This is a genomic window from Shewanella colwelliana ATCC 39565, from assembly GCF_000518705.1.
Lineage (GTDB): Bacteria > Pseudomonadota > Gammaproteobacteria > Enterobacterales > Shewanellaceae > Shewanella > Shewanella colwelliana.
Map to the genome: position 1 here is coordinate 44,940 of NZ_JAEC01000004.1, position 25,360 is coordinate 70,299.

Annotated in this window: 16 protein-coding genes; 7 read left to right on the forward strand and 9 right to left on the reverse strand. The window is 45.7% G+C overall.

What is annotated here, in order from left to right:
* Nucleotides 1-37: 37 nt before the first annotated feature.
* The 3 genes from L876_RS0100210 to L876_RS0100220 form a co-directional block, all read right to left on the reverse strand.
* Nucleotides 38-2,275 carry a bifunctional diguanylate cyclase/phosphodiesterase gene (locus L876_RS0100210; RefSeq protein WP_051412809.1) on the reverse strand — a complete coding sequence of 746 codons (2,238 nt, stop codon included), beginning with the start codon at nt 2,273-2,275 and terminating at the stop codon, nt 38-40.
* A gap of 67 nt (nt 2,276-2,342) precedes the next feature.
* A complete protein-coding gene (locus L876_RS0100215; protein ID WP_028761927.1) occupies nt 2,343-3,560 on the reverse strand; it encodes an RsmB/NOP family class I SAM-dependent RNA methyltransferase in 1,218 nt (405 codons plus the stop codon).
* Between the two features lie 194 nt (nt 3,561-3,754).
* Nucleotides 3,755-5,377 carry an alpha-glucosidase family protein gene (locus L876_RS0100220; protein ID WP_028761928.1) on the reverse strand — a complete coding sequence of 541 codons (1,623 nt, stop codon included), beginning with the start codon at nt 5,375-5,377 and terminating at the stop codon, nt 3,755-3,757.
* 486 nt (nt 5,378-5,863) lie between these two features.
* On the opposite strand from L876_RS0100220, the gene L876_RS0100225 reads away from it, so the two are divergent.
* From L876_RS0100225 to L876_RS20795, 3 genes are all read left to right on the forward strand, one after another.
* A complete protein-coding gene (locus L876_RS0100225; protein ID WP_028761929.1) occupies nt 5,864-8,692 on the forward strand; it encodes a TonB-dependent receptor in 2,829 nt (942 codons plus the stop codon).
* A gap of 154 nt (nt 8,693-8,846) precedes the next feature.
* A complete protein-coding gene (locus L876_RS0100230) occupies nt 8,847-10,805 on the forward strand; it encodes a glycoside hydrolase family 13 protein (RefSeq protein WP_051412811.1) in 1,959 nt (652 codons plus the stop codon).
* A complete protein-coding gene (locus tag L876_RS20795) occupies nt 10,805-12,748 on the forward strand; it encodes an alpha-amylase family glycosyl hydrolase (RefSeq protein WP_051412813.1) in 1,944 nt (647 codons plus the stop codon). Before L876_RS0100230 ends, L876_RS20795 begins: the two co-directional genes overlap by 1 nt.
* Before the next feature lie 87 nt (nt 12,749-12,835).
* Here the strand turns inward: L876_RS20795 and L876_RS0100240 are convergent, their stop codons facing one another.
* On the reverse strand, nt 12,836-14,191 hold the full coding sequence (locus L876_RS0100240; RefSeq protein ID WP_028761931.1) for a DEAD/DEAH box helicase: 1,356 nt from the start codon (nt 14,189-14,191) through the stop codon (nt 12,836-12,838).
* A 407-nt stretch (nt 14,192-14,598) separates the two neighbouring features.
* On the opposite strand from L876_RS0100240, the gene L876_RS0100245 reads away from it, so the two are divergent.
* A complete protein-coding gene (locus L876_RS0100245) occupies nt 14,599-15,816 on the forward strand; it encodes an HD-GYP domain-containing protein (protein ID WP_051412816.1) in 1,218 nt (405 codons plus the stop codon).
* A 12-nt stretch (nt 15,817-15,828) separates the two neighbouring features.
* Here L876_RS0100245 and L876_RS0100250 read toward each other — a convergent pair whose 3' ends face one another.
* The 4 genes from L876_RS0100250 to L876_RS22640 form a co-directional block, all read right to left on the reverse strand.
* Nucleotides 15,829-16,848 (reverse strand): DUF2955 domain-containing protein, encoded by a 1,020-nt coding sequence (locus tag L876_RS0100250; RefSeq protein ID WP_028761933.1) that lies wholly within the window; start codon nt 16,846-16,848, stop codon nt 15,829-15,831.
* A complete protein-coding gene (locus L876_RS0100255; RefSeq protein WP_028761934.1) occupies nt 16,838-17,902 on the reverse strand; it encodes an HlyD family secretion protein in 1,065 nt (354 codons plus the stop codon). Before L876_RS0100255 ends, L876_RS0100250 begins: the two co-directional genes overlap by 11 nt.
* A 373-nt stretch (nt 17,903-18,275) precedes the next feature.
* Complete coding sequence (locus tag L876_RS20800) at nt 18,276-18,719, reverse strand: GNAT family N-acetyltransferase (protein ID WP_211237638.1); 444 nt, start codon at nt 18,717-18,719, stop codon at nt 18,276-18,278.
* Complete coding sequence (locus L876_RS22640; protein ID WP_156029352.1) at nt 18,703-18,873, reverse strand: hypothetical protein; 171 nt, start codon at nt 18,871-18,873, stop codon at nt 18,703-18,705. Before L876_RS22640 ends, L876_RS20800 begins: the two co-directional genes overlap by 17 nt.
* A gap of 158 nt (nt 18,874-19,031) precedes the next feature.
* On the opposite strand from L876_RS22640, the gene L876_RS0100270 reads away from it, so the two are divergent.
* Both L876_RS0100270 and L876_RS0100275 read left to right on the forward strand, forming a co-directional pair.
* The gene (locus L876_RS0100270) at nt 19,032-21,137 is read left to right on the forward strand and encodes a glycoside hydrolase family 97 protein (RefSeq protein WP_051412817.1); all 2,106 of its coding nucleotides are present in this window, start codon (nt 19,032-19,034) and stop codon (nt 21,135-21,137) included.
* 323 nt (nt 21,138-21,460) lie between these two features.
* Entirely contained in the window at nt 21,461-22,861 is a 1,401-nt protein-coding gene (locus tag L876_RS0100275) for a M28 family metallopeptidase (protein ID WP_051412819.1), read from the forward strand.
* A 21-nt stretch (nt 22,862-22,882) separates the two neighbouring features.
* Here the strand turns inward: L876_RS0100275 and L876_RS20805 are convergent, their stop codons facing one another.
* A complete protein-coding gene (locus L876_RS20805) occupies nt 22,883-23,230 on the reverse strand; it encodes a hypothetical protein (RefSeq protein ID WP_051412821.1) in 348 nt (115 codons plus the stop codon).
* A gap of 418 nt (nt 23,231-23,648) precedes the next feature.
* Between L876_RS20805 and L876_RS0100285 the strand changes: the two genes are divergently transcribed.
* The gene (locus L876_RS0100285) at nt 23,649-25,190 is read left to right on the forward strand and encodes an MFS transporter (protein WP_051412822.1); all 1,542 of its coding nucleotides are present in this window, start codon (nt 23,649-23,651) and stop codon (nt 25,188-25,190) included.
* Nucleotides 25,191-25,360: the final 170 nt, after the last annotated feature.

Genomic DNA, 25,360 nt, shown 5'->3' on the forward strand with positions numbered 1-25,360 from the left:
GAGAGCAAGGTCTCATTCGTGGTGTATGACAAGCGAGTTAGCGTGACTTACTGGCTTCAAGTAACGCAATAAAATCTTTTTTATTAAGCGGCTTAGCGTAAAAATACCCTTGGACAAAATCGATTCCCACAGATTTAACAAATTCTAATTGCCATTGATCTTCAACCCCTTCAGCAACAACCGTCAGGTTTAAAGCATGGCTCATCTTAGTGATCGCATTAACCAAGGCTTGTTGTTTGGGCGATTGTTGACAGTTTCTAATGAAGCTCTTATCAATCTTCAGCTGATCAATGGGGAAATAGTTGAGGTAGGAAAGTGATGAGTAACCGGTACCAAAGTCATCTACTGCAATCTTACAGCCTTTGGCACGTAACTGTTCAAACGCTTTAATAAGATTGCTATGACCCTCCATCAACAATGACTCAGTGATCTCCAGTGTCAGTTGATCAAACGGAAAGTCGTCACCAAGGCGCGCGGCAATACGATCTATAGAGGTAAGCAGACCGTCCTGAAGTAGGTGCGACCATATCTCTTGAGTCGAAACATTAACAGACAATGAAAAACCATAGCTTGAACCATAGTGATACAGCAGGTGCATTCCCTGCTCCCGCACCCATTCACCAATTTCAACGATAGAGCCATCGGTTTCCGCAACCGGAATAAACTCAAGCGGCGAGATAGTTTCGCCTTCCCGGTACCAACGAATCAAGGCTTCAGCATGAACAACTTTGCCGGTACTGACTTCTATAATAGGTTGGTACAGCAGTTCAAACTGCTTCGTCGCTAACGCCGTTTTTAACCAAGTATGCATGAGTGCTGTACGCTCTGCTCGCTGTTGCATCCCTTGGTTAAAAAATTGGTAACGCCCCTTACCTGCCTCTTTAGCTACATACATAGCTTGATCCGCACAATTTAGCAGCTTCTCTAAGGTGTGTGCATCTTCGCCAAATCGGGCAATACCAATACTCATACTGCTATATACCCGCTTACTGTCACTTAATGCATAACGTTGCTCCATTGTATTAATGATTTTCTGAGCAAAGGTGCGGATAGCGTCAATATCGCAAACATTTGGCAATAACAGCGCAAACTCATCCCCTCCGAGCCTTGCGACAGTGCTGGTGCCACCAGCTAATTTTTTTAGCCGACAGCCAACTTCGATAAGCAATTGATCACCACAATAGTGGCCCAAACTGTCATTGACCTGCTTAAAATTATCTATATCCATCAACATCAGGGTAAAACCATCGGCCTTATCAGCACGAAGCGTTAACTCGGTGATCCGTTCAAAAAGTTGTGTACGATTAGGTAACTCTGTCAAAGGATCATAGTTTGCTTGGTAATAGATGAGGTCTTGTGCCTGCTTTCGTTCACTGACATCTGAAATCAACCAGGCAAAAATGGTGTTATCGCTGCTATCGTTAAATGCCATGGCTGTAATTTCTGCATCAAAATCTTGTCCATCAAACCTAAAAACTTTGGCCTCGCCTTGCCAATGTCCGCGCTCAGTTAATGATGCAGCAATCAACTCGCCATCAGAGTGACCGGTGATACTCAGATGCTTTGTTGGAGAAAAAACCTTCGGACGTTTATCTTCACCATTGAAAGACATTGTATTAAAAAATGTTTCATTAGCATCTAAAATATGACCTTCCGCATTGGTGGTCACTAACGCAATAGGTAATTGGTTGAAAATCGCGCTCGCTTGGCGCTGAAACTGAAAAGCGCGGCTACGTTCAATGGCCAAGCTGGCTAATCGTGCAGCTTCCTGTATCAGGATCAGATCGCTAGTGCTGGGGGATTTAATTTGGTCGTAATACATGGCAAACGTGCCAAGCACATCACCACTAATACCCTTGATAGGTTCTGACCAACAGGCCAATAGATCATGTGAAAGCGCTAGGCCTTTGAAATCAGTCCAGTTAGGATGGGTGGCAATATCTTCAACAATAACACGGTTACCACTGAAGGCCGCCTCACCACAAGACCCTACGCCTTCACCAATGTTAACGCCGTGAATAGCTCGATTGTAAGCATCAGGCAGATTGGGGGCCGCGCCATTTAGTAGGCTGAGGCCATCATCACTCAGCAACAGCACAGAGGCACGAGTACCGAGTTTTTCGTACTCAATCTGTCGCACCAGTGCCGATAGGATGTTTGATAAGGGCGCACCATCCAACACCATAGTAAGGATTTTATTATAGCGCCTTATGCTGATCTCTCGGTCCGCCTCTTCGCGCTCCAACGGCGTTATAGACTCATAGCCTAGATGCATCATACCCTCCTAGCGTGCAAACTTCCTTTCACTCTACTACACAAAACTGTTTTTCACAGCTATTTGCTTATCCTTCAGCAGTGCGTTGCATCCGAGCCAGATAGAAACCGTCGAAGCCTGATTCTGCCACGCTAATATTTTCATCATCCAAAAAGACAAAATGAGGGTTATTGGCTAAAAATAGATCGACTTGTTCACGGTTTTCTTGAGGCATAATTGAACAAGTCGCGTAAATTAAGATGCCATCTACTTTCACCATACGGCTGTAACTTTGCAAAATATCTTTTTGCAACTGCACTAATACAGGCAAGCGTTCTGGGGTATCTCGCCATTTGGCATCAGGGTTACGTTTAAGTACCCCCAGGCCAGAGCACGGCACATCAAGTAATACTCTATCAGCGGTAAGTTTCAAGCGTTTAATGGTCTTACTGCTAGCAATAATTCGAGTTTCAATATTATGCGCTGCAGCGCGGCGAGCACGCTGCTTGAGGCTATCTAACTTCCACTGCTCGACGTCCATAGCTAGCAAGCGTCCCTTGCCTTGCATCTGCGCCGCTATCGATAATGTTTTACCACCAGCACCTGCACACGCATCGACAACACGCATTCCCGGTTTAGCATCAACCGCCGTTGCAACCAATTGCGAACCAGCATCTTGCTGCTCAAACAAACCATTTTTAAATGCTTCAGTTCTAAATAGGGCTGAATCAGACATCACTTCGACAGCTGTATCTACCGTTTCAACCACTTTGGTTTGCACGCCTTCTTTGGCTAACGTTTTGATCAGTTCTTCTCGCGTACCTTTGAGCAAGTTAGTCCGCAAATACCGTTTGGGTGGTGTTGCGAGTGCGGCTCGTTCGGCAGGCCATTTGTCGCCAATTTGAGTTTGCCCCAATTCATCTAACCATTCAGGGCAGCCATCAAATAGTGCGCCCTGCTGCTTTGCTTCCATGAGACGTTGGTCAAAATCAGTTTGCTCAACCTTCAACGCATACTGCATTTTAGGCAGTTCCAAACCGTGAAACATATGCCATGCATTAAGCAGCTGAGTGCCTAAACGCTCAACCTCACTACTCTTCATATCTGCCAAAAAGCAGTACAAATTAAGTCGACGTAAAATATCACCCGCCACAGCCGTGATCCGCGCTTGCTCTGCCGGCGCTAATTTAAGTCCTGAAAAATGGTGCGAGTAGGCTCTATCTAGCGGTTTCCCTTCGTTGAGCACCATAGTGAGCACGTTAATGACTAATTCGGTTGAACTGGCTGAAAGCGGAGCGTTTAGCATGATAGAGCCTACTTAAGAAAAATCGGTGAGGATCATAGGAGTAACCACTGCAATACGCAAGTGATCGAAGCGATAAACTGTGGGCAAATATAGCAGAAACAGAAAAGGTAAGCCTAAGGCTTACCTTTTCTACTCGTATCAATCGCTCTTAATAACGATGCAGCCAAAATATTAAAATCAGCGTTTAATTATATTCACACTAAACTGGCAAAAAAACAGCCATAACTATCAAACTGAACTTCACTATTAACCCATCGAGCTTTAGGTAAACCATGCCCACTCAACAGAGCTTTAACCTTGATCTCTTTCAACGTCAATATTTGTGGTTGCACAGAGAAGTTAAACCCAACCAATATGCGATCGTCAGCAGTACGGCGCTCAAACAACAACACCTTGTCATTGGCTTCAATAAATTTGATGTCACCAATAATTAATGTTGGATGCTGCTGGCGCCACGCCAATAACTGACGATAACAATTTAAGATTGAGTCGGCATCATGCTCCTGCTGCTCAACGGCTAACGGCAAGTGTTTATCACACACTGGCAACCAAGGGCTCGTATCACTAAAGCCAGCAAATTGAGCTTGGTTGGTCCAAGGCATAGGTGTGCGACAACCATCTCGCCCTTTAAACATCGGCCAGAATGCGATGCCAAAGGGATCTTGAAGTTGCTCATACCCTATTTCAACTTCGGTTAACCCCAGTTCTTCACCTTGATAACTGCAAACACTGCCGCGCAGTGAACAAAGCAGCGCATTCAACATTTTTGCCATGTCACCATTAAAAGCCCCTTTACCCCAACGACTGGCTACACGTTGAACATCATGATTACCTATCGCCCAACAGGGCCAGCCATCGCCAATACTCTGCTCTAAGGCTTCAACGGTTTGGCGAATATATTGTGGGCTGAAATCATCAGTCAAGAGTTCAAAACTGTAGGCCATATGCAAGCGGCCATTGCCTTGAGTATATTCAGCCATGGTGGCCAGTGAATCCTCAGATGAGACTTCACCTAAGGTAACAACACCAGGATACTGATCGATCAACTGGCGCAAATCTTCAATAAAACTAACCGTCTGCGGACGAGTATTATTATAGAAGTGGTATTGGTATGCATACGGGTTATCTTCGCTAAAACCTCGCCCTTGACGCATGTCAGCAGGTTTTGCGGGGTTATCTCTGAGCTGCTCATCATGATAGCAAAAGGTGATTGCATCCAGTCGGAAGCCATCTACCCCTTTGTCTAACCAAAACTTGACGTTGTCGAGCACGGCCGCGCGTACATCGGCATTATGGAAGTTCAGATCCGGCTGGCTAGTCAAAAAGTTATGCAAATAGTATTGCTGACGACGCGGTTCCCACTCCCAGGCGCAGCCACCAAATATCGCTAGCCAGTTATTCGGCGGTGTGCCGTCTTCTTTGGGATCGGCCCAGACATACCAATCCTGCTTAGGATTTAATTTGTCTTGGCGACTTTCCACAAACCACTGATGCTGCGATGACGTGTGACTCAACACTTGGTCGATAACGACTTTAATATCTAGGCTGTGTGCTTTGGCGATCAGCTCATCGAAATCCGCCATGGTGCCAAATAAGGGGTCAATCGCTCTGTAATCGCTAATGTCGTAACCAAAATCTTTCATTGGCGATTTAAAAAATGGAGATATCCAAATCGCATCAACATTTAGGCTCGCAATATAGTCTAGTTTGGCGATGATCCCTTGCAGATCACCTACGCCATCGCCATTGGAATCCATAAGGCTACGAGGATAGATCTGGTAGATGACTGCACCTCGCCACCAAGAAACTTGATTCATTATTGCCCCTATGCGCATATCGCGTAGCTTTCGCTGTTGGTTAAAGCGCGTTGCGTTACGCCAATGTTACCCACAAGTTGTCGATAACTTATGTTATTAGAATGAAACGAGCATACGCATCCACTAAATCGGGTTCAATATCCCTGCATACGTATGCATAACTATTCTTGTTAAAACACACCTCAACAGCGATAATAAATAGCTAATAAAAACATTGGTATAAATTATAATTGCCGGTTACTAATTGCAGTGAAAATGGCCAATATTGATGGATAAAATTACCCCGAGCTCCTTTTGAATACGTATGCATAATATTGTTTGGTGCTTCGAAGCGGGAGTAGTATCGTCACTGCTACATAACAACTTAGAAACAAGTAAAATAACAAGCAACACTCAATCACTCTATTGCTTAACTTTGCCATTAAATGCGACCTTAACGCACAGCGATTGCAAACAGACCGGTAGAGTGAAAAAAGGGGAAGATGGATGTTTCAATTTAAACCTAGCCTACTCACACTCGCTATGATTGCGGCCGGCGCCAGTGTGAATGTCTACGCTGCTGATGCAGAAGATGTCAAAACAGACACAAATGCTACAACACAAGAAGAATCAATTGAAGTAATTGAAGTGCGTGGTTTCCGCACTAGTGTTATTAAATCGCTTAATAACAAGCGGTTTTCGGACACAGTATCAGAAACTATCTCAGCCGATGACTTAGGCGCTCTGCCAGATCAGTCTATTGCCGATGCACTGACTCGCTTACCCGGCGTAACCGCGGTTCGTACCGGTGGACAAGCAAGTGGACTCAATATTCGTGGTCTCGATGGCGACTTCGTTTCAGCCACATTAAATGGCCGTGAGCAGGTCACTACTGGCGGCAAGCGTTCTATCGAATTTGATCAATACCCTTCTGAACTCATCAACCAAGCTCAAGTTTATAAATCGCCAAAGGCGTCCTTAATTGAAGGCGGCGTAGCTGGCACGGTTGAGCTTAAAACGGCCGACCCGTTGCAAGCGCCAAATGAACACAACTTTACCGTCAATGCCCGTGGAAGCTTCAATGACAGAGCCGGCGAAGTCTCTGATGCTGAAGAGTATGGCAACCGCTTAAGCTTTTCTTACCAAGGTAAATTCTTAGAGGAAACTCTTGGGGTTGCTGTAGGTTACGCCCACCTGTACCAACCGTATGTTGCTAGTCAATTCATTGGTCTCAGATTTAATGATGGAAGCGAAGATCTCGACGGGAATGGTACCTTAGAGGCAATGAGCGAAGGGCTTGAACTGCAACAAAAAGGTGGCACCGACACCCGCGATGGTTATATGGGAGCCATCCACTGGCAGCCAAATGACAACTGGAGCATTAAAGGTGACATCTTCCACTCTAAATTCGACTCTGAAAACTTTGCCCGCGGTTTCCGTGTTAAATCGCTGAAAAATGGTCAAATTACAGACCCAATTATCAAGGATGGTTCGATGGTTGGGGCGACAATCTCGACTGATGGCACCGATAACTTTGCAATATTTGTGGTCAACGATAATGATTCGAAGTTTTCAGAGCTCACCTCTGGCGCCTTTAATGTCGAATGGAATAACGGCGATAATATCACTATCTCCGCCGACGTTAGCTATTCGAAAGCGGATGGTGAATTTGTCAATGGCGGTACTCGCGCCGTAGTTTACGATGATATTGGCAATGAAGTGCGTTCAGCCGAGTCGATGACTTATGAACTCAATAACTTAAACGCCGCAGATATTAGTTTTTCGAACGATTACACGGATACATCAACTTTAGGTCTTAAAGAAGTTGGTATGTGGCCATACGATCAACAAAACGATCTTATTGCCTACAAACTTGACCTAAATTATCAGCTCGATAGCAGTTTTATTTCATCGATTGATGTCGGCGTTCGTTATTCCCAGCGTGAATTTAATGCCCAGCGCTCACAAGCAGGCTACGGTTTTGAATTCGGCCACAACCCAGATAATCAACCTGTGCTAGGATTAACGACTGACATGACCAATGTCGTCAATTTCGGCGGTGATCTGTCTGGCTACCCTAGTTTCCTCGCCATCGATTTTGATAAAGCTGTTGATCTTGTTAACGCACAGCTTGCGGCAACTGGGCAAGATCCATTTGCACCTACCGCTAACTGGAACAACAACTGGACCATGATCCAAAGCGGCTCAGTCAATGAAGACGTATTGGCAGGTTATGTTCAAGCTAACCTTGATTTCGAAATTGGTGATGTCCCTGTAACAGGTAACATCGGGGTTCGCGTCGTAAATACCGACCAGTCGAGTAAAGGGCTACAACAAGTTGGTTTTGGCCTAGGTGAAGCGATTGCGGATGATAAAGGGGTTATTAGTACCGACTATATCCGCAACGAAGTGGGTAAATCTTATACCGATTATTTGCCATCCGTTAACTTGAACTTCCATCTTACTCAAAATGACCAGATCCGTTTTGCCGCAGCATCTGTCATGGCACGCCCTCCGATCGACAAACTAAAATCTGGTATGGGTTCTTGGTATGATGACGCATCGACACCTGGTTACAAAAAGTATAACGCTTGGGGTAACACAAGTCCGCTGCTCGACCCTTTCTATGCCGATCAGTATGACCTGTCCTATGAGCATTATTTTGAAGAATCTGAAGGCGCGATCGTATTTGCCTTGTTCTATAAAGATATTAAATCGTTTATTAACAACTTTACCATCCAGCCATTTGACTTTGAGGCAGCAGGATTCATCGTTCCCGATACCATTATCGACAACGGCGTAGAGTTCCCAGTGGTTAAAGATGAAGGTCAATATCAAACCGCTATCAATAACGATAACGGAGGTTATATCCAAGGTGTTGAACTTGCTTATACTCAAGTATTTGATTTCTTACCTGGGGCACTAAATGGATTAGGTTTCACGGGCAGTTACTCATACTCAGACAGTGAAGTAGAGTTTGAAACCGACTTAAGCGGTCAGTCGTTATCGATTCCACTACCAGGCTTATCTGAGCATGTAGTCAACACAACGCTGTTCTACACCTTAGATGGCTTCGATACTCGCCTAAGCATGCGTTATCGTAGTGAATATGTATCAGAACAAGTCGCAGTTGAATCTCAACTTGCCTTCTTCGATGCAGAAACTATCTTTGACTACCAAGCATCTTATGCAATGGATAATGGACTTAAGTTCCTTTTCCAAGTCAATAACCTAACCGATGAGCCTAATAAGACTTACTTTGGTGAACCTCACCAAACAGGAACGATTCAGAGCTTCGGGCGTCAGTACTTCTTAGGGTTAAGCTATACCATGTAATCGCCACCTAGCCTTAAGTATTAGTCAAAAAACGCCTGCTTCAGTTAGCTGAAACAGGCGTTTTTATAACAAGAAATGGATGATTTCTTAATCATCCCAAAGCAGCGATAGTTAATTTATTCTTAGATTAAACTGATGGATCACAGGAGTTGCAATGTTAAGCCATCCGAGAACAGCTAAACTTTTTCCCCAAAATATCCTAAAACAGCTGCTATTAGGCGTATTAATAACCACGCCATTAACAGCCAATGCTATGCCGTTATCCCCTGTTTCGAATAACGACTCGTTCAAGCTAAGAGTCGAGCCCCTTAACTGGTGGGCAGGCATGAAGAATCCTCAGTTGCAGCTGATGGTACATGGTCAGAGCATTGCTGACAGTAAGGTTAGCATTGAAGCAAAACAGATTAAGGTGTTGGGTGTGCAGCACAGCGATAACAAAAACTACCTGTTTATTGATCTCGATACGACCAACGCCCCAGCACAAGCATTCTCTATTACGTTAACTAATATAGATGGCTCCAAGCATACCTTGGCATACCAGCTAAAGGCTCGCGAGCCCGGCAGTAAACAGCGCCAGGGGTTTTCCAACAAGGATGCTATTTATCTCATTACCCCCGACCGTTTCGCCAATGGCGATCCAAACAATGACAACCATCCAAAAATGTTAGAACTGGCCAATCGCGCTGATAAAGACGGTCGCCATGGCGGCGATATTAAGGGAATGATTGATAATCTTGATTACCTTGAAAATCTTGGTGTAACCCAGTTATGGATCAATCCACTGACCGAAAATAATCAGGCGCAATATTCCTACCATGGCTATTCAGTCACCGACCATTATCAGATTGATCCCAGGTACGGCACAAACGAGGACTATCGCCAACTGTCACTGCGTGCCCGTGATAAAGGCATTGGCATCATTGCCGATGTAGTCGTCAATCATATCGGCTCTAATCATTGGTGGATGGCTGATCTGCCCAGTAAAGATTGGGTTAACTATCAGCCCAATGACCATAGTGCTAACAAACAGATTGGATTTACCAGTCATCGCCGCACCACAGTCCAAGACCCCTATGCGGTGAGCAGCGACACACAAGCGTTTACCGACGGCTGGTTTGTCGACACCATGCCAGATCTTAATCAAAGAAATCCGCTGCTCGCGACTTACCTCATCCAAAATAGTCTCTGGTGGATAGAACACGCTGGGCTTAGCGGTATACGTGAAGACACTTACTCCTACGCAGATAAAGGCTTTTTAATTAAATGGGCTAAGGCAATCATGGATGAATACCCTAACTTTAACATTGTCGGAGAGGAGTGGACCGCGAACCCCATTACCGTCTCTTACTGGCAAAAGGGTAAACACAATCAAGATGGCTATCAATCTGAACTGCCAAGCCTCATGGACTTCCCCCTATACGAAACCCTGATTAGTGCCTTGAATGAGCCCGAAGGATGGGACACCGGCTTTATTAAACTTTACGAGTTTCTTGGTAACGATGTGGTTTACGCTGACCCCACACAACTGGTGTTATTTGAAGGTAACCACGATACTAACCGCCTATACAGCCTGTTGGGTGATGATATCGCCCTCACGCAGATGGCGATGGCTTATGTCCTCACCAGTAATCGCATTCCGCAGCTATTTTATGGAACAGAAATTTTGATGCAAAGTCCAACAAAGGATAGAAATGATGGCGCGGTACGCGCCGATATGCCCGGTGGGTGGCAGGATGATGCTATCTCAGCATTTGATAGGAAAGGGCTAATGCAATCACAATTGGCGATGCAGCAGTTCACAAAACGGTTACTCAACTACCGTCGAACGTCAGCAGCGATTATCGATGGCGGACTGCGTCACTTAGTGCCACAAGATGGCGTTTATCTACAAGTCAGATGCGAAGATAAAGCCTGCGCTAAGGGCGCTAGTCTACTGGTTATTTACAACAAAAATGAGACGTCAACTGAAGTGGATCTGGCACGTTTGGGGGAGCTTATCAATACCAGTGCCACAGGTTATAACATTATTACCCAAGCACCACAGCCTCTAGATCAAGCTATTGTGTTAGCGGGCAAAGGCGTGACCCTCATTGACTTAACAGGAAAGCGCTAATGACTCTTCAACGCTTTACGCCCCTTATAGCCTTAGCAGCCATCGCGGGCGCTTGGCTGCCATGTAGCTTAAATGCGGCATCCAAATCTGATCCAAAGCAGGCCTTGGCACCTAGTGCAGACATTACCGCTGAAAAACCCGTTATCTACCAGGTGTTCCCCCGCCTTTTTGGCAATACCAATACCACCAATAAGCCATGGGGAACCATTGCAGATAATGGCGTGGGTAAGTTTAGCGACTTCACTCCCCTAGCCCTTGAAAGTATCCACGCCTTAGGCGTTAGCCATATCTGGTATACAGGTGTGCCCCATCATGCTGTGGTCAATGACTACAGAGACATAGGGATCAGTCTAGACGACCCCGATGTAGTAAAAGGCAGAGCGGGATCGCCCTACGCGGTTAAAGATTACTACAATGTTAATCCAGACTTGGCTGACAACCCAGCTAATCGATTAGCTGAGTTTGAGGCCTTAATTGCGCGCACACACCAAGCAGACATGAAAGTCATTATCGATATCGTGCCCAATCATGTCGCTCGCCACTACCAATCGCTTGCTAAACCATCTGGGGTGAGCGATTTTGGGGAGCAAGATAATCGCACGGTTCAATACGATAAAAACAACAACTTCTATTATGTTGTCGATACCCCGTTTAGCGTCCCCAAATTACAGCAGCCGCCACTTGGTGGCCAACCCCATCCCTTAGTGGATGGCCAGTTTGTTGAGTCGCCAGCCAAATGGACTGGCAACGGCTCACGTTTGGCCAAACCTGATGCCAATGACTGGTATGAAACAGTAAAAATAAATTATGGCGTGAGACCAGACGGAACATTCGATTTCCCGCGTCTTCCCAAAGGCTTTGAAACGAAAACGGCTGCTGAACACTTTATATTCTGGAGTAACATTTCCGCAAGCGAAATCCCAGACTCATGGAAGAAGTTCAATCAAATCGTCCAATACTGGTTAGCTAAGGGCGTAGACGGCTTTCGCTATGACATGGCAGAAATGGTACCCGTCGAATTTTGGAGCTATCTTAATAGTCAGATAAAACACACTAGCCCTAATGCACTGCTGCTTGCGGAGGTCTACACCCCATCGCGGTACCGAGATTATATTCACTTGGGGAAAATGGACTATCTGTATGACAAAGTTGGCCTCTATGACACCCTAAAGGCCATTATCCAAGGTCAGCAGTCAACCAGTGCAATCGAAACCGATCGCCTGAATGTTGTCGATATTGCCTCCCATATGCTGCACTTTTTAGAGAACCATGATGAACAGCGCATAGCCAGCCCTGAATTTGCAGGAGATCCTATTAAAGCACTGCCAGCAATGGTGGTATCAACGACCTTGAGTAACGCCCCCACCCTAATCTACTTTGGCCAAGAGGTCGGTGAAGATGGCAGCGAAAATGCGGGGTTTGGTCAGCCCTCAAGGACCAGCATTTTTGATTATGTTGGTGTGCCGGCTCATCAGCGCTACATGAATGATGGCAAATTCGACGGTGGTCAATCCACGTTGAAAGAACGTAAATTGCGAAAGTACTACGCCAACTTGCTCAACCTATCCCATAATGCCTCTGCGTTAAGGGGCAAATATGCGCTGCTACCACTAAAGCCAGTTAGCGCACAGCCCAATAATGACCCAGGACAATTTGCACCGCCGCAGCAAAACACCAATGACAAGCTGTTCGCTTTCTCACGATACGATAGTCAGCAGCAACTCATTATCGCGGTTAACTTCAGCGCAGAACCCCAAAATCTTGATATCCATCTACCTAAATCGCTTATCGCAACGTGGCAACTTCGTCAGCGCAGCTACGAATTAATTGATCTGCTCAATATAAGCGCTAAGCAAAATCCCTTAAACCTTAAAGTTACTAATCCATCGCTACCATTGAGCTTGCAACCCTATCAATCGGTGGTGTTATCCCTGCAACCTTAAGCAATGAGGTTGAATTAAAAGTCCGTTCCTTAAACACAAAAACCCCATTATTAACAAATAATGGGGTTTTTACTTTTGGGAACCAGCCTACTTACCGCTGTCTGTCCAAGGGTTAAAATTTGGCTTATCACTGGCTGCCTGCTTAGACTCCACACGTGAACTCGTCTTTTTTGTCAGCGGAGTTTGCGCTTGTGACTTAGCAGGCTTTGCTGTGCGTGGTTTTGCTTTAGATTTATCGGTTTGTTTACGCTTGCCATTTTCATCGCGCTGAGCTTTAGGCACGTAATTAAGTACCGACACTGGCACTGCTTTACGGGGTATAAAACCTGCGACGTCACGCCTGTCCAATAGATGTCCAAGGCGACTTTCAATCATGCAAAGATTCTTAAAATCGTCCTTTGAGACCAAGGATATCGCTTGCCCTTCAGCGCCCGCACGCCCTGTTCGGCCAATCCGGTGCACATATTCATCGGCAGGAAATGGCAGATCATAGTTAATCACTAATGGAAGGTTGTCGATATCGATACCACGCGCAGAGATACCAGTTGAGATAAGATACTTAATCTTCCCTGACTTAAAGTCAGCTAAGATCTGCTCACGGATTACTTGTGTACGGCCACTATGGATACAATCCGCTTCGATGCCACGCTTTTCAAGTTGAGCCACCAATTTCGCTGCACCGTGTTTGGTCTCAATAAATATCAGCGCTTGCGGCCAGCGATATTGTTGGATCAAGTGACTCAAGAGTGCAGATTTTTGATCTTTATCCACAGTAGTGAGCCACTGATCAATATTGGGTTTACTTTGCTCATGCTGAGTGACCGACAGGTGAATCGCATCAGGCGCAGCTTCTTTAGCCAGTTCACGTACCTGACGACACAAAGTGGCTGAAAAAAGCAAATTCTGACGAACTGGCGGTAGTTGTTCGACTATTTTATTAATATCTTCAATAAAGCCCATGTCTAACATGCGATCAGCTTCATCTAAAACTAGTACTTCTATTTCATCAAAATGGATCGAGCGCTGCGTATAGAGATCTCTCAATCGACCTGGCGTCGCAACGACAATATCGACGCCATCAATTAAGGCTTGTTTTTGGGGGGCTAAGTCCACGCCGCCATAAACGGCTAACGACTTAAGATTTAAATGCTTTCCATATGCTTGAATGCTGCTTTGCACCTGCACAGCTAGTTCTCGAGTCGGTGTTAAAATTAGCGCTCTGGCGCGCTTTTTACGCTGAGTTTCACCACTGGCAAGTTTCTCTAAAATGGGTAAAACAAAAGTGGCGGTTTTACCGCTGCCCGTTTGCGCCGCAGCAATAAGGTTCTTGCCTTTAAGCGCCAATGGTATCGCTTCGCTTTGAATAGGCGTCGGTTTTTGGTATCCCAACTCGGTGACAGCATCAACAATAGCAGTGGAAAGTCCAAGATTTGAAAATAGCATTTAGGTTCTCAGCGTAAAAATGGCAGTTAAAATAGAGCAGTTAGAATAAGAAGATACTTACTGTCGCTTACGCGGCAATGTGGCCATGAGTATAACAGAAGAATCCCCTATCGCCCCAATACTCTAGGCTAGAAATGTACCTCATTGGGCCTATCAGTCACAAATCTTCCAAGCAATAGCTAGTACGTAGCCCGCTAGGAATGAACACACTCGCTTAAATTGACGTATAGGCTCTAATAAAAACAGACACTAAATTAGCTTTTACCTGCGTTTACAGGTATTAATTAACTTAAGTTCCTATCAATTTTACCCTTGTTCGGTAACATTGATGTATTGGTGCTCCAATTAATGTGATTCAAATGCTGCCACAATGACGCTAAGCAGTAGTTCTACTCAAAGGAATGATTATGCCTTCATTGCATTTCCCGCCATCGCCACATCATAGCCTCAACGACAGTCTAACGCTTTGGCGTAAGCAAATTTTTAGCCGCCTGTTTGGTTTGTTAGCCATATTCTGTGTGCCTGTCTATTTCACCAGTGTTTACCTTTGTATCGAGCAAGATCTTTGGGTCATGGCGCTATTTGATACTTTCGCTTATGGTCTGCTTCTTTACATATTGCTAGCGCCAGCACCCACCGATAGACAGCGATTCACTTTGGGGTGTTTCTTAGCCTATAGCATAGGTGTGGCCTTTGTTATCACGATTGGCCCCACTGGCGCAGGATTCTTCTGGCTGTTTGTATTCCCGCCACTGTCAAGCATTTTACTCGGTAAAAAAGCAGGCAACGTAGCGCAGATAATCAATGCCTCCAGTTTAGTAGTTATCGGGATCGGGTACAGCGCTAACGTATTTCAGTGGCCATTAACTCAAGGCTATAGCCCCCTTATTTGGTATGTCGTCAGCATTAACTTTGTCGTGACCAATGCAATGTTAACCCTATCTACCTCATTTTTACTGGGTAAACTAACCCGTTCATTACAATCAACGCTAGCGTCCAGACAGGCCACTGTGATGGGGTTAGCAAAGCTGGCCGAATACCGTGATAACGAAACAGGAGCCCACCTTATTCGTATTCAACATTATGCCAATATGCTGGCTAAACAGTTAAAGTCTGAAGGCCATGCACCAGAGCAAGTCACCGACAGTTTTATAAAAGAGGTGACTTTATCTGCCATTTTGCATGACATTGGCAAAGTGGGTATTGCCGATGCTATTTTACTGAAACCAGGCCGACTCAGCCCCGCAGAATTTGAGCAGATTAAGGCACATTGTGCTATTGGACATGACGTGCTTAATAGCTTGGGGAACTATGCACCGCAGTGCCAGTTTATCCGTATGGGTAAAGAAATAGCCGGCGGGCATCATGAAAAATGGGATGGCAGTGGTTATCCAAACGGGCTTAGCGGTGATGACATTCCTCTTTCGGCGCGCCTAGTTGCTTTGGTCGATGTGTATGATGCTCTGACCTCTCCGCGTTGCTATAAACGACCTTTATCGCACCAAGAGGCCGTTGCAAGCATTGTTGGGTCAAAAGGCACCCATTTTGACCCAACACTTGTTGACAGCTTTATGGCAATACATCATCAATTCGAAAAACTGTCGAGCGCCTCATTAGCACAGTGACAGTTTAAAAACCTAAGTATCTGTGCTCTCTAAAGGCTTCTTCTTTAGTACAGGTCTATGTTTAGTTAAGCTTAGAATCAAGGCACCGAAAAATACAGCAATCACGATGGAGACTATACGCATAAGCTCTGCTGAAAATGACTCAACGCCTTGGTGCTTAATCACTTGGTAAGTCAACACCACAAAGTTAGTAAACAGCAATTGATAAACACTCAGCCGACATTGACGACGAATCGCAAACCCTGCCAGTTGCAGCCCAAGGAAAATGGTTATCCCAAACAGTGCCCAAGTCGCTATGCCAAAGGTCACCGCTAACATCAAGGGTAAGGTGAATAACACACCAACCACTGTAGTAATAATTTTTTGCTGGCTAAAGGTGCGATGCTCATTGGGGCTAGGGATTTTAATCATAGTGGCAATCGTTATTGCAATCAGCATGGTTTGTGTTGTCCCAAGACCTATTAGTGCTTGCAACACTATGTACATCGCCGTTGTTTTGAACACAATAAGGCCGATATGAGTTTCTGCGGCTTCACTGGTTACATCATCTGGCAATATATCTTGCTCATCCCCCGGAAACAGCACAAAGCTTATAGATGTCACCATGATCGCCACCACAAATGCTTCAAACATCATCCAAGGCAGAATATCAATAGGTGCACCAAACTGCTCACTTAACACCGTCATAATGATCACAACCAAAGTGACCAGCGCTGAGATCAGATCTTTGGGGTCGTGGTGACTACGATAAAAGCTCCAAAACAGCATTGACCAGCAAAACAGCGCATAACCAGTTGGTGAATCAATTAATAACCCCCCAAAAAACACCACTCCAAAGCTAATGAACAACAGCACTAATAACAGTTTTAGCAACATATTCAGTGGCGGTTTTGAGGGCATGATGGTGAGAAATACGACCACAAAAATAGGGGGCAAAATCGGCATGGGTGAACCGGTATACTGCAGATAAAACAGCAGTAATACCGGAAAAAATACTAGCCGAATAATGGGGTTCGCAGCACTATGAAACATAGGTCCACACACTTAATATACGCATCCATATTCCGGCTAACCACTCACCAAAGCCACTTTGCTCAGTGAAGAAAGCCACGGTTGCTTGCGATCCATAACGTATGTTGCTTGGCACTTCGCCATGTTCGAATACTATGTTAACGGGATAACGCTGCGCATTTATCGAATTAGTATCGGCCATCAAAAATCCCGTTGCTTGATCAACGTTATTACTGCCGCCCGTCCCCCAACCTATGCTATCAACTTTGCCTTCCAGTACTCGTCCGGGCAAAGCATCTAATACAATTTTTACCCTTTGACCCACACGAATATGTTCAAGTGAGTTTTCTCTCACTAATGCAGAGATCCAAACACCACGCGGATCGATAAACGTCAACATTGGTGTCCCCACACTCGCCTTTTGTCCAAGCGTCAGCTGCAAGTTAGTCACGACGCCTTTTGAAGGTGCAATAATCTTAGTTTTTTGCAGATCAAGTTGGGCTTGTTCTAGTTTCGCCATGGCAGATAAAATCTGCGGATTGTTCTCGCCCTCAGGCCCCAAATTTTGCTTAGCTTGTGCAAGTGATGCCTCTGCGGCAGCGAGATTGGCTTGAGCACGATCTCTCGCTTCAATTGCATTATCTAGCTCTGCCTGACTCAGCACACCTTGCCCAGCAAGCTCCATAACACGTCCAGCCTGCTCTTTAGCGTTATTACGCGCAGCTATGGCATCGACCACTTTAGCTTGAGCCACTTCAACTGCAGCAGTATTGGCGCCAATGGCTTGTCCGGCGAGGGCCAAATTGGCTTGGGCAGATTGCACACTTATCTCATAGTTTCTGGGATCGATACTAAACAGTGCGTCTCCGGCACCAACCACTTGGTTATCTTTAACATTTACTTCAGTAATATTACCCGCCACCTCGGTGGCAACCCTGACTAAATAGGCATGAACTCTTGCCTCGCCAGTCATTGGTGTGACCCGGTCAGCCCACAGGCTATAAAGCCAAACGACTAAAATTAGTCCTATGATATAAAAACTCATTTTACGGGATGATTTTTCGGCTGCGGACATGCTCGTTACTCTATGAATTTTGATATGAAGATGTTAATCAGCAAGGTAGCATGTTTCAAGCTTTGTGGCTAAAAAAAACAAGGTGTAAGGTGCTTATCAGCCTTATAACAAACCGCTTGTCTGTGCTGATACAAAACCTCATTGCCCTTACTTAAACAAGCGTTACATCACTGACATGGCGCCGCGTTTATCGGCCTTGAACACAGCAACTGAGTTTACGTTAAGCAACAACCACTAACTAGCGGCTATTTGAAACACAGCCTCATTCACTCACATCATTGCGGCTATCATACCTAGCTGCGTTGTATGGCCAGCCTGTACTCGTAAAAAATGACATCATCACAGGGGGGGCAGTTAGATGCTTTAATGAAGCCTAGCTTTTGCAGCAGCGTCGCTGAGGCAGTGTTATCAGCAGCGACGCCCCTATAAGTCTCGCCCAAGGGCCAATTTTCCTTGCATGATGCATAAATCCTTGCAGCAATTCACTCGCCAAACCTTGACGCCAATATTGCTCATCAACCAGATAGCCAATATGTGCGTCCTTATGTTCGTCAACAAAGATAAACAGCATACCAATGATGACAGACTCACTCCGCTTTTTCACAATAAGCAATTGGCTTTCAGTTATCATCCGACTAAGCCATCTCTGCGCAGCAGCTTTTGTGTTCACCCCATTAAAGTAAGGGGGTAAGTTCTCAACAACTTTGGGGGTCAGTAATTGCGGCAATGTGTTTAATAACGCCTCGCGCTGATCAGCGGTCATATCGAGTGTGACTTCAGCCACGTTTAATCTAGTGGTATCAAATGATATTGCCATTGCCGTTACCTAATAAAATAAGCCTAATGATATCGAGCACACAGACAGCTTGCCCCATGATGCTAACCACACTGTGATTAGCATCATGGGGGAGCATCACTGCGGTGACAATTAACCAGCGTCTAGCGGGTGTATGCGATGTTCCCCGTGGCATTAAAATGCCATGTTTACTTTCTCAACGTCATCACCCACTCCACTAACACAAAAAATGGCACTTAAGCCTAGGACACGTGAATACGTATGCAGATAATTGCTACTACGCTATGTTAGCTTCTACCATGGGCCAAAACAATTCCTGACCACGGAGTGTCTATGGGCCCTATTCTCACCAAGCAGTTGAAAAAACCTTTTTCGCTGTTACCACAAAACCTTGTTGCGCTAACATTGACGTTGTTGACCAGCGTTGGTCTCGCGACTTCCTCAGGCCATGCCGTCGCAAAAAGTGTCAAGGTCACATCGCCAGACAAACAGATAACGGTAACATTAAGCGATGATGATGTACGCCCATACTATCAGGTGACATTCCAAGACCAAAGTGTCATTAATCCGTCATCACTTGGACTCGTTTTTCAATCCTTAGGTGAATTTGGTGAAGGATTTAACATCACCAAGGTTGTGCACACAAAGACGGCTGACCGATGGCAGCAACCTTGGGGCGAGCGCGAGTGGATAGATGACGTTCATAATCGCATCCTGGTTCAATTAAGCAACGCACGCTATTCGTTCTCCGTTGAAATTAAGGCCTTCGATGATGGGCTTGGTTTCCGCTATCACGTGCCAAAGCAAGCCCATCTTGGAAAGCTAAATATCACCAAAGAACTCACTGAGTTTGTGGTCCCCAATCCTGACAAAACAACCGCATGGTGGATACCTGCGCGAGGGTGGAATCGCTACGAATACCTTTATCAAACATCCTCGATAGCAAAAATCGATCGAGTACATACCCCGTTTACCTTTAAACTCGATAGTGGTGTGCACATGAGTATTCATGAAGCAGCATTAGTCGATTACGCCGCCATGACACTCGATCAACGCCGAGATGGCACACTGCAAGCCAATTTAACCCCATGGTCAGATGGCATAAAAGTCAAAACTGAAGCAGGGTTTGTCACGCCATGGCGCACCATACAAATATCAGACAATGCCGTAGGCTTACTCAACTCTGATTTAATCCTAAATTTGAACGAACCCAACACCTTAGGCGAGGTAGATTGGGTGGAGCCGAGTAAGTATGTGGGGATCTGGTGGGGCATGCACTTAAACGAGAACACCTGGGGCTCTGGTGAAAAACACGGCGCAACCACCAAAGAGACCAAACGTTACATGGACTTTGCCGCCGACAACGGTTTTGCAGGCGTGTTAGTTGAAGGTTGGAATATAGGTTGGGATGGGAGTTGGTTTCATAACGGTGATGTGTTCAGTTTTACAGAGGCTTATCCCGATTTCGATTTACCCCAGATCGCCGCCTATGGGAAAAGCAAAGGCGTGAGGCTAATTGGTCACCACGAAACATCAGGATCGGTAACCAACTACCGAAAACAGATGAATAATGCTTATGATCTTTATCAACGCAACGGGGTCTCACAAGTTAAAACTGGGTATGTGGCCGATGGCGGTGACATAAAACGGGTTGACGAACAGGGCGTTACTCGCCACGAATGGCATGATGGCCAGTTTATGGTCAATGAATACCTTTATAGTGTTACTCAAGCCGCCAAGCGCCAAATCAGTATTAATACCCATGAACCCATTAAAGATACTGGACTACGCCGAACTTACCCTAACTGGATAAGTCGTGAAGGTGCTCGCGGACAAGAGTTTAACGCATGGGGCACACCCCCTAATAATCCCTCGCACACCACCACCCTTGCCTACACTAGAATGCTCGCAGGGCCGATGGATTTCACCCCTGGTATATTTGACTTAGCGCCGAAGGGTTTAGATGCGATTAATCGGGTACAAACCACCCTAACAAAACAACTGGCACTCTATGTGGTGCTGTATAGCCCAATTCAGATGGCGGCGGATTTACCGCGTAACTATCAAAAACATCCAGAAGCGTTCCAATTCATCAAAGATGTCCCCACAGATTGGCACCAAAGCCGAGCGATTGCTGGCGAAGTGGGAGAATATGTAGTGTTTGCTCGCCAAGAGCGCGGTGGTAAAAGCCAAGGTAAAGATTGGTACTTAGGCGCAATCACTGATGATGAACCGCGTAACGTAAAAGTGCGATTGGACTTCTTGGACACAGATACCGAGTATGAAGCGCAAATCTACCGTGATGGAGATAAAGCAAATTGGCAAACAGCACCTTACGACTATGTAATTGAACATCGACGGGTTAACGCAAGTGACCTCCTAACGTTAAAGCTAGCCAGCAGTGGCGGCAGTGCTATTCGTTTCAAAGCACTTAACTAACGCCTTTGAACTATAAGTGCTGAGCGAGCGTTGCAAGTTCTCCCATGTCGCCATAAACTAAAAAACTCGCCAACAATAGATACCGCTGACGCTACGTAGCGGTATCTAATGTTGACGTTTATCCCTATCTCTTACTGCCTGCTTGACGTCCAACTACGCTTTTTTACTGCCACATTTTTTAACCGTACCGCGCTAGATTGATTGTCCATTACAATAAAAAGTTTGTTACTGTAGGTGGTGAATTTTTAAGCCGCGAATTGTCATGACATTCGCAGCGTCAATGCACAGCAACAATAATAAAAAATAGCCATAACGAGGTAATGATGATTCACCGACTCTACACGAAAAACCTATCCCGTTTGTTGATGCTTTCGCCACTCATATTCAGTACCGCGGCGATAGCACAAACACCTGTAACCCCGATGAAAGCGCCTTCGAGTGAAGATCTGCGCCTGTACGACATCGCAGAGGCACCACAACCCAATCGCCTTTTAGCGGATATTCAAACTTTAGTAGACTTTGGCACCCGCCACACCTTATCTGACCCAAGTTCAACGACCCAAGGCATTGGCGCTGCTCGGCGCTGGATCAAGGCAGAATTTGAACGCATATCAGCCCAGTGCGGCCAGTGTTTAGAAGTAAGAGAAGTCAGCGCGAATGTCTCAGGTAAACGCATTCCTAATGCTACCGAAGTGGTCAATATCATTGCCATTCAAAAAGGTGTTAACGACCCCAAACGCGTTGTCATCATGAGTGGTGATATCGATTCTCGCGTCACCGATGTCATGAACGCGACGTCACTGTCACCAGGGGCTAATGATAATGCCTCTGGTGTAGCGGGGGCATTGGAGGCAGCACGCGTGCTCTCTCAATATCAATTTGAAGGCAGCATTGTTTATGCTGCCCTGTCTGGCGAGGAGCAAGGCTTATATGGCGGTGCTCAGTTGGCCGAATACGCTACGCAACAAGGCTGGCAAGTCGAAGCGGTGCTAAACAACGACATGATTGGCAATATCGAAGGGATAAACGGCGTTGTTAGTAATCAGACTGTGCGGGTTTTTTCTGAAGGTGTGCGCATTGCAGAAACACCAAGCGAAGCAAAAGAGCGCTATTTCAGTGGTGGAGAGAACGATTCGGCCTCACGTAACGTGGCGCGCCATATAAAATCACTTGCCGATCAATATATGACTAACCTCGATGTTCAGCTTATCTATCGTCTTGACCGTTTTGGTCGAGGTGGTCACCATCTGCCCTTTAATAAAGCAGGACTGCCCGCGGTGCGGATCATGGAAACCAACGAAAACTACCACCGCCAGCATCAGGATATCCGGATAGAAAATGGTATTGCCTATGGCGATGTCATTGAAGGCGTTGACCCTATGTTTGCCGCAAAATTAACGGCTCTCAATGCCATCAGCCTTGCATCCATGGCTTGGGCGCCAACTCCGCCGAAGCTGGTCACAATAAGTGGACAAGTCTCTGCCGATACTCATTTAACCTGGCAGCCATCAAGCAGTTCATCCGTCACGGGTTACCGTGTCTATTGGCGATTAACCACTGACAGTGAATGGCGCTACAGCCGATATGTTGGCGATGTCAGGCAATTTACCTTTAACAACTTGGTTATCGACAACTATCTATTTGGTGTGGCTGCTGTCGGAAATAATGGCAATACCAGCCCGGTAGTATTCCCTGGTGCTGCGGGCGCTTTTTTTAGTCAATAATCTTTTATCCAGCAGCGTAAGCTAATGGCTTGCGCTGCCGTAAGCACTGCCTGTTACCACTATACATTGCACCGAATACCCAAAACCAATTTCAACGCGATCATCAATGGCAACATCGGCTAATAGTACGGTGTGTGGATACTGCCTTTTCGCATCCTCAATAGCATTGGACGTCGAAGCCGCCTCACCTTTTGGAAACACGTACAATATATTGGTTTGACAGCTATAGCCATTAACCATACCCAGCCATAGTAATCCGTTACTCGATACCGAACTAAATGTCTTGTCGATGAACGAGCCATGCTTTGCGGTATTACAGCCCAAAAGCACCAGACAAGATGCTAATAACACGCTAAATTTTAACTTCATTAAAACGCAAACTCCTGTGGCCAACGCCCAAAGGTTAATATTAGGCTGCGCGTTGGTTAATAGATAATGATGAATACGTATGTAATCAGTTGTGGCAGAAATCGTCTCAAGGTTAACATGCAAAGGTGTTAAATTTCATTTTGTGTTGTATTGGTGAAATTGACCAGGTCGAATCTACTCAAATTAACAGCGCATCCTTTGACTTTAGTTTGAGCAGCACTAGTGTCTCTATCTACTCATCTCGGCTTAGCCTTGAGAAAGTAGATCCCTAGTTTTTGGCGAATACCCGTTGAGGGAAGCGTGTATTCGCTCTTTTTTTGACCTGTGGCTGTGCGCTGTCACAAACACTAACGACCACGTGGATACTCCACGGCCCAATATAGACGCCTTACAATTAACAATAACAAGAGAAAAATGGATGTCTGAACCTCAATCTAATGCTCAACAACCGCTGCGTATTAAGCCAGTGCTGAGCTTTTGGCAAATCTTTAATATGTGTTTTGGCTTTCTAGGCATCCAATTTGGTTTTGCCCTACAAAATGCCAACGTCAGCCGTATTTTTCAAACTTTGGGTGCGTCAATCGACGAGATCCCAATACTATGGATAGCCGCACCACTTACCGGCCTGCTGGTTCAGCCTATTATTGGCTACATGAGCGACAACACATGGGGGCGCCTAGGTCGACGTCGCCCCTATTTCCTCATTGGTGCTATCTGCACCACCTTAGCCATTTTCGTTATGCCACACTCTCCAGTTTTGTGGGTAGCCGCAGGGATGTTGTGGATCATGGATGCATCAATCAATATCGCCATGGAGCCTTTTAGAGCACTGGTTGGTGACAACTTGCCTAATCGTCAACGTGCCTTAGGTTATGCCATGCAAAGCTTCTTTATTGGCATTGGCGCTGTGGTCGCATCGGCCTTACCCTATATATTGACTAACTATTTTGATGTCGCCAATACGGCCCCGGCAGGAGAAATTGCCGATTCTGTGCGTTACGCCTTTTACTTTGGTGGTGCTGTATTGTTAGTCGCGGTTTGCTGGACTGTGTTGACCACTAAAGAGTATTCACCGGAACAACTGGCTGAGTTTGAGTCAAATAGCCCTATCACCAATGAACAAGTCTATAGCCGTAGCTGGCAGGCCTATCGTAAAGCGGCCATCATTTGGAGCGTACTTGGTCTGTTACTCACTGTCATCGTTATGGTAAACGCACTCGACAAGCAGCTTTATATTCTAACCATAGGACTCTTTGCCTTTGGTCCACTGCAGTGGTATTGCAGTCAGCGACTAAAACAAACGAGCAACGCCAATCGTCACCAACAAGGGATGGTATTTAGCGTAGTCGATTCGCTGTTTCACATGCCAAAAGCGATGCACCAACTGGCGTTTGTACAATTTTTTTCATGGTTTGCACTGTTTTCCATGTGGATTTACACCACAGCAGCAGTAACCGACTACCACTACGGCACTCAAGATGTGTTGTCAAAAGCCTACAACGACGGCGCAGATTGGGTGGGCATGCTGTTCGCTTCATACAACGGCTTTGCCGCATTAGCGGCGATACTCATTCCGTTGTTAGCCATGGCAGTTGGGCTCAAGTTAACCCACTTGATTAATCTTTTTTGCGGTGGACTCGGCCTTATTAGCTTCTACTTTATTCAAGACCCCAGTCTATTATGGATCCCTATGATAGGTGTAGGTATCGCTTGGGCCTCAATTTTATCTATCCCGTACGCTTTACTGGCCAATGTGTTACCGGCTGGCAAGATGGGGATCTATATGGGGATCTTTAACTTCTTTATTGTGATCCCTCAGTTACTCGCTGCGAGTGTATTGGGGGTAATTTTAAATACCTTTTTCGACGGTAAGCCGATCTTTGCGCTCATTATGGGCGGAAGTTTTATGCTGCTGGCAGGAATAAGTGTGTTGTTTGTTTCATCAAATGCTGCAGATTAACAGTCTGCTTGCCGTATAAAATCAACCGCATATATAAAGCAACAATGAGCGAGTAGGATGCCGTAGACACTGTTATAACAGCTTATTTAATAATAGCAGTCAACAGTTCTTGGCCGTCCTGATACCGCGACTAAAAATACTCGCTTTATCGATGTGATTGGTAACATAAC

What these genes read in the sequence shown, in the direction of transcription:
- L876_RS0100210 (WP_051412809.1), bottom strand. Translation starts at nt 2,275, where the DNA reads ATGCATCTAGGCTATGAGTCTATAACGCCGTTGGAGCGCGAAGAGGCG.
- L876_RS0100215 (WP_028761927.1), bottom strand. Translation starts at nt 3,560, where the DNA reads ATGCTAAACGCTCCGCTTTCAGCCAGTTCAACCGAATTAGTCATTAAC.
- L876_RS0100220 (WP_028761928.1), bottom strand. Translation starts at nt 5,377, where the DNA reads ATGAATCAAGTTTCTTGGTGGCGAGGTGCAGTCATCTACCAGATCTAT.
- L876_RS0100225 (WP_028761929.1), top strand. Translation starts at nt 5,864, where the DNA reads ATGTTTCAATTTAAACCTAGCCTACTCACACTCGCTATGATTGCGGCC.
- L876_RS0100230 (WP_051412811.1), top strand. Translation starts at nt 8,847, where the DNA reads ATGTTAAGCCATCCGAGAACAGCTAAACTTTTTCCCCAAAATATCCTA.
- L876_RS20795 (WP_051412813.1), top strand. Translation starts at nt 10,805, where the DNA reads ATGACTCTTCAACGCTTTACGCCCCTTATAGCCTTAGCAGCCATCGCG.
- L876_RS0100240 (WP_028761931.1), bottom strand. Translation starts at nt 14,191, where the DNA reads ATGCTATTTTCAAATCTTGGACTTTCCACTGCTATTGTTGATGCTGTC.
- L876_RS0100245 (WP_051412816.1), top strand. Translation starts at nt 14,599, where the DNA reads ATGCCTTCATTGCATTTCCCGCCATCGCCACATCATAGCCTCAACGAC.
- L876_RS0100250 (WP_028761933.1), bottom strand. Translation starts at nt 16,848, where the DNA reads ATGTTTCATAGTGCTGCGAACCCCATTATTCGGCTAGTATTTTTTCCG.
- L876_RS0100255 (WP_028761934.1), bottom strand. Translation starts at nt 17,902, where the DNA reads ATGTCCGCAGCCGAAAAATCATCCCGTAAAATGAGTTTTTATATCATA.
- L876_RS20800 (WP_211237638.1), bottom strand. Translation starts at nt 18,719, where the DNA reads ATGGCAATATCATTTGATACCACTAGATTAAACGTGGCTGAAGTCACA.
- L876_RS22640 (WP_156029352.1), bottom strand. Translation starts at nt 18,873, where the DNA reads ATGCCACGGGGAACATCGCATACACCCGCTAGACGCTGGTTAATTGTC.
- L876_RS0100270 (WP_051412817.1), top strand. Translation starts at nt 19,032, where the DNA reads ATGGGCCCTATTCTCACCAAGCAGTTGAAAAAACCTTTTTCGCTGTTA.
- L876_RS0100275 (WP_051412819.1), top strand. Translation starts at nt 21,461, where the DNA reads ATGATTCACCGACTCTACACGAAAAACCTATCCCGTTTGTTGATGCTT.
- L876_RS20805 (WP_051412821.1), bottom strand. Translation starts at nt 23,230, where the DNA reads ATGAAGTTAAAATTTAGCGTGTTATTAGCATCTTGTCTGGTGCTTTTG.
- L876_RS0100285 (WP_051412822.1), top strand. Translation starts at nt 23,649, where the DNA reads ATGTCTGAACCTCAATCTAATGCTCAACAACCGCTGCGTATTAAGCCA.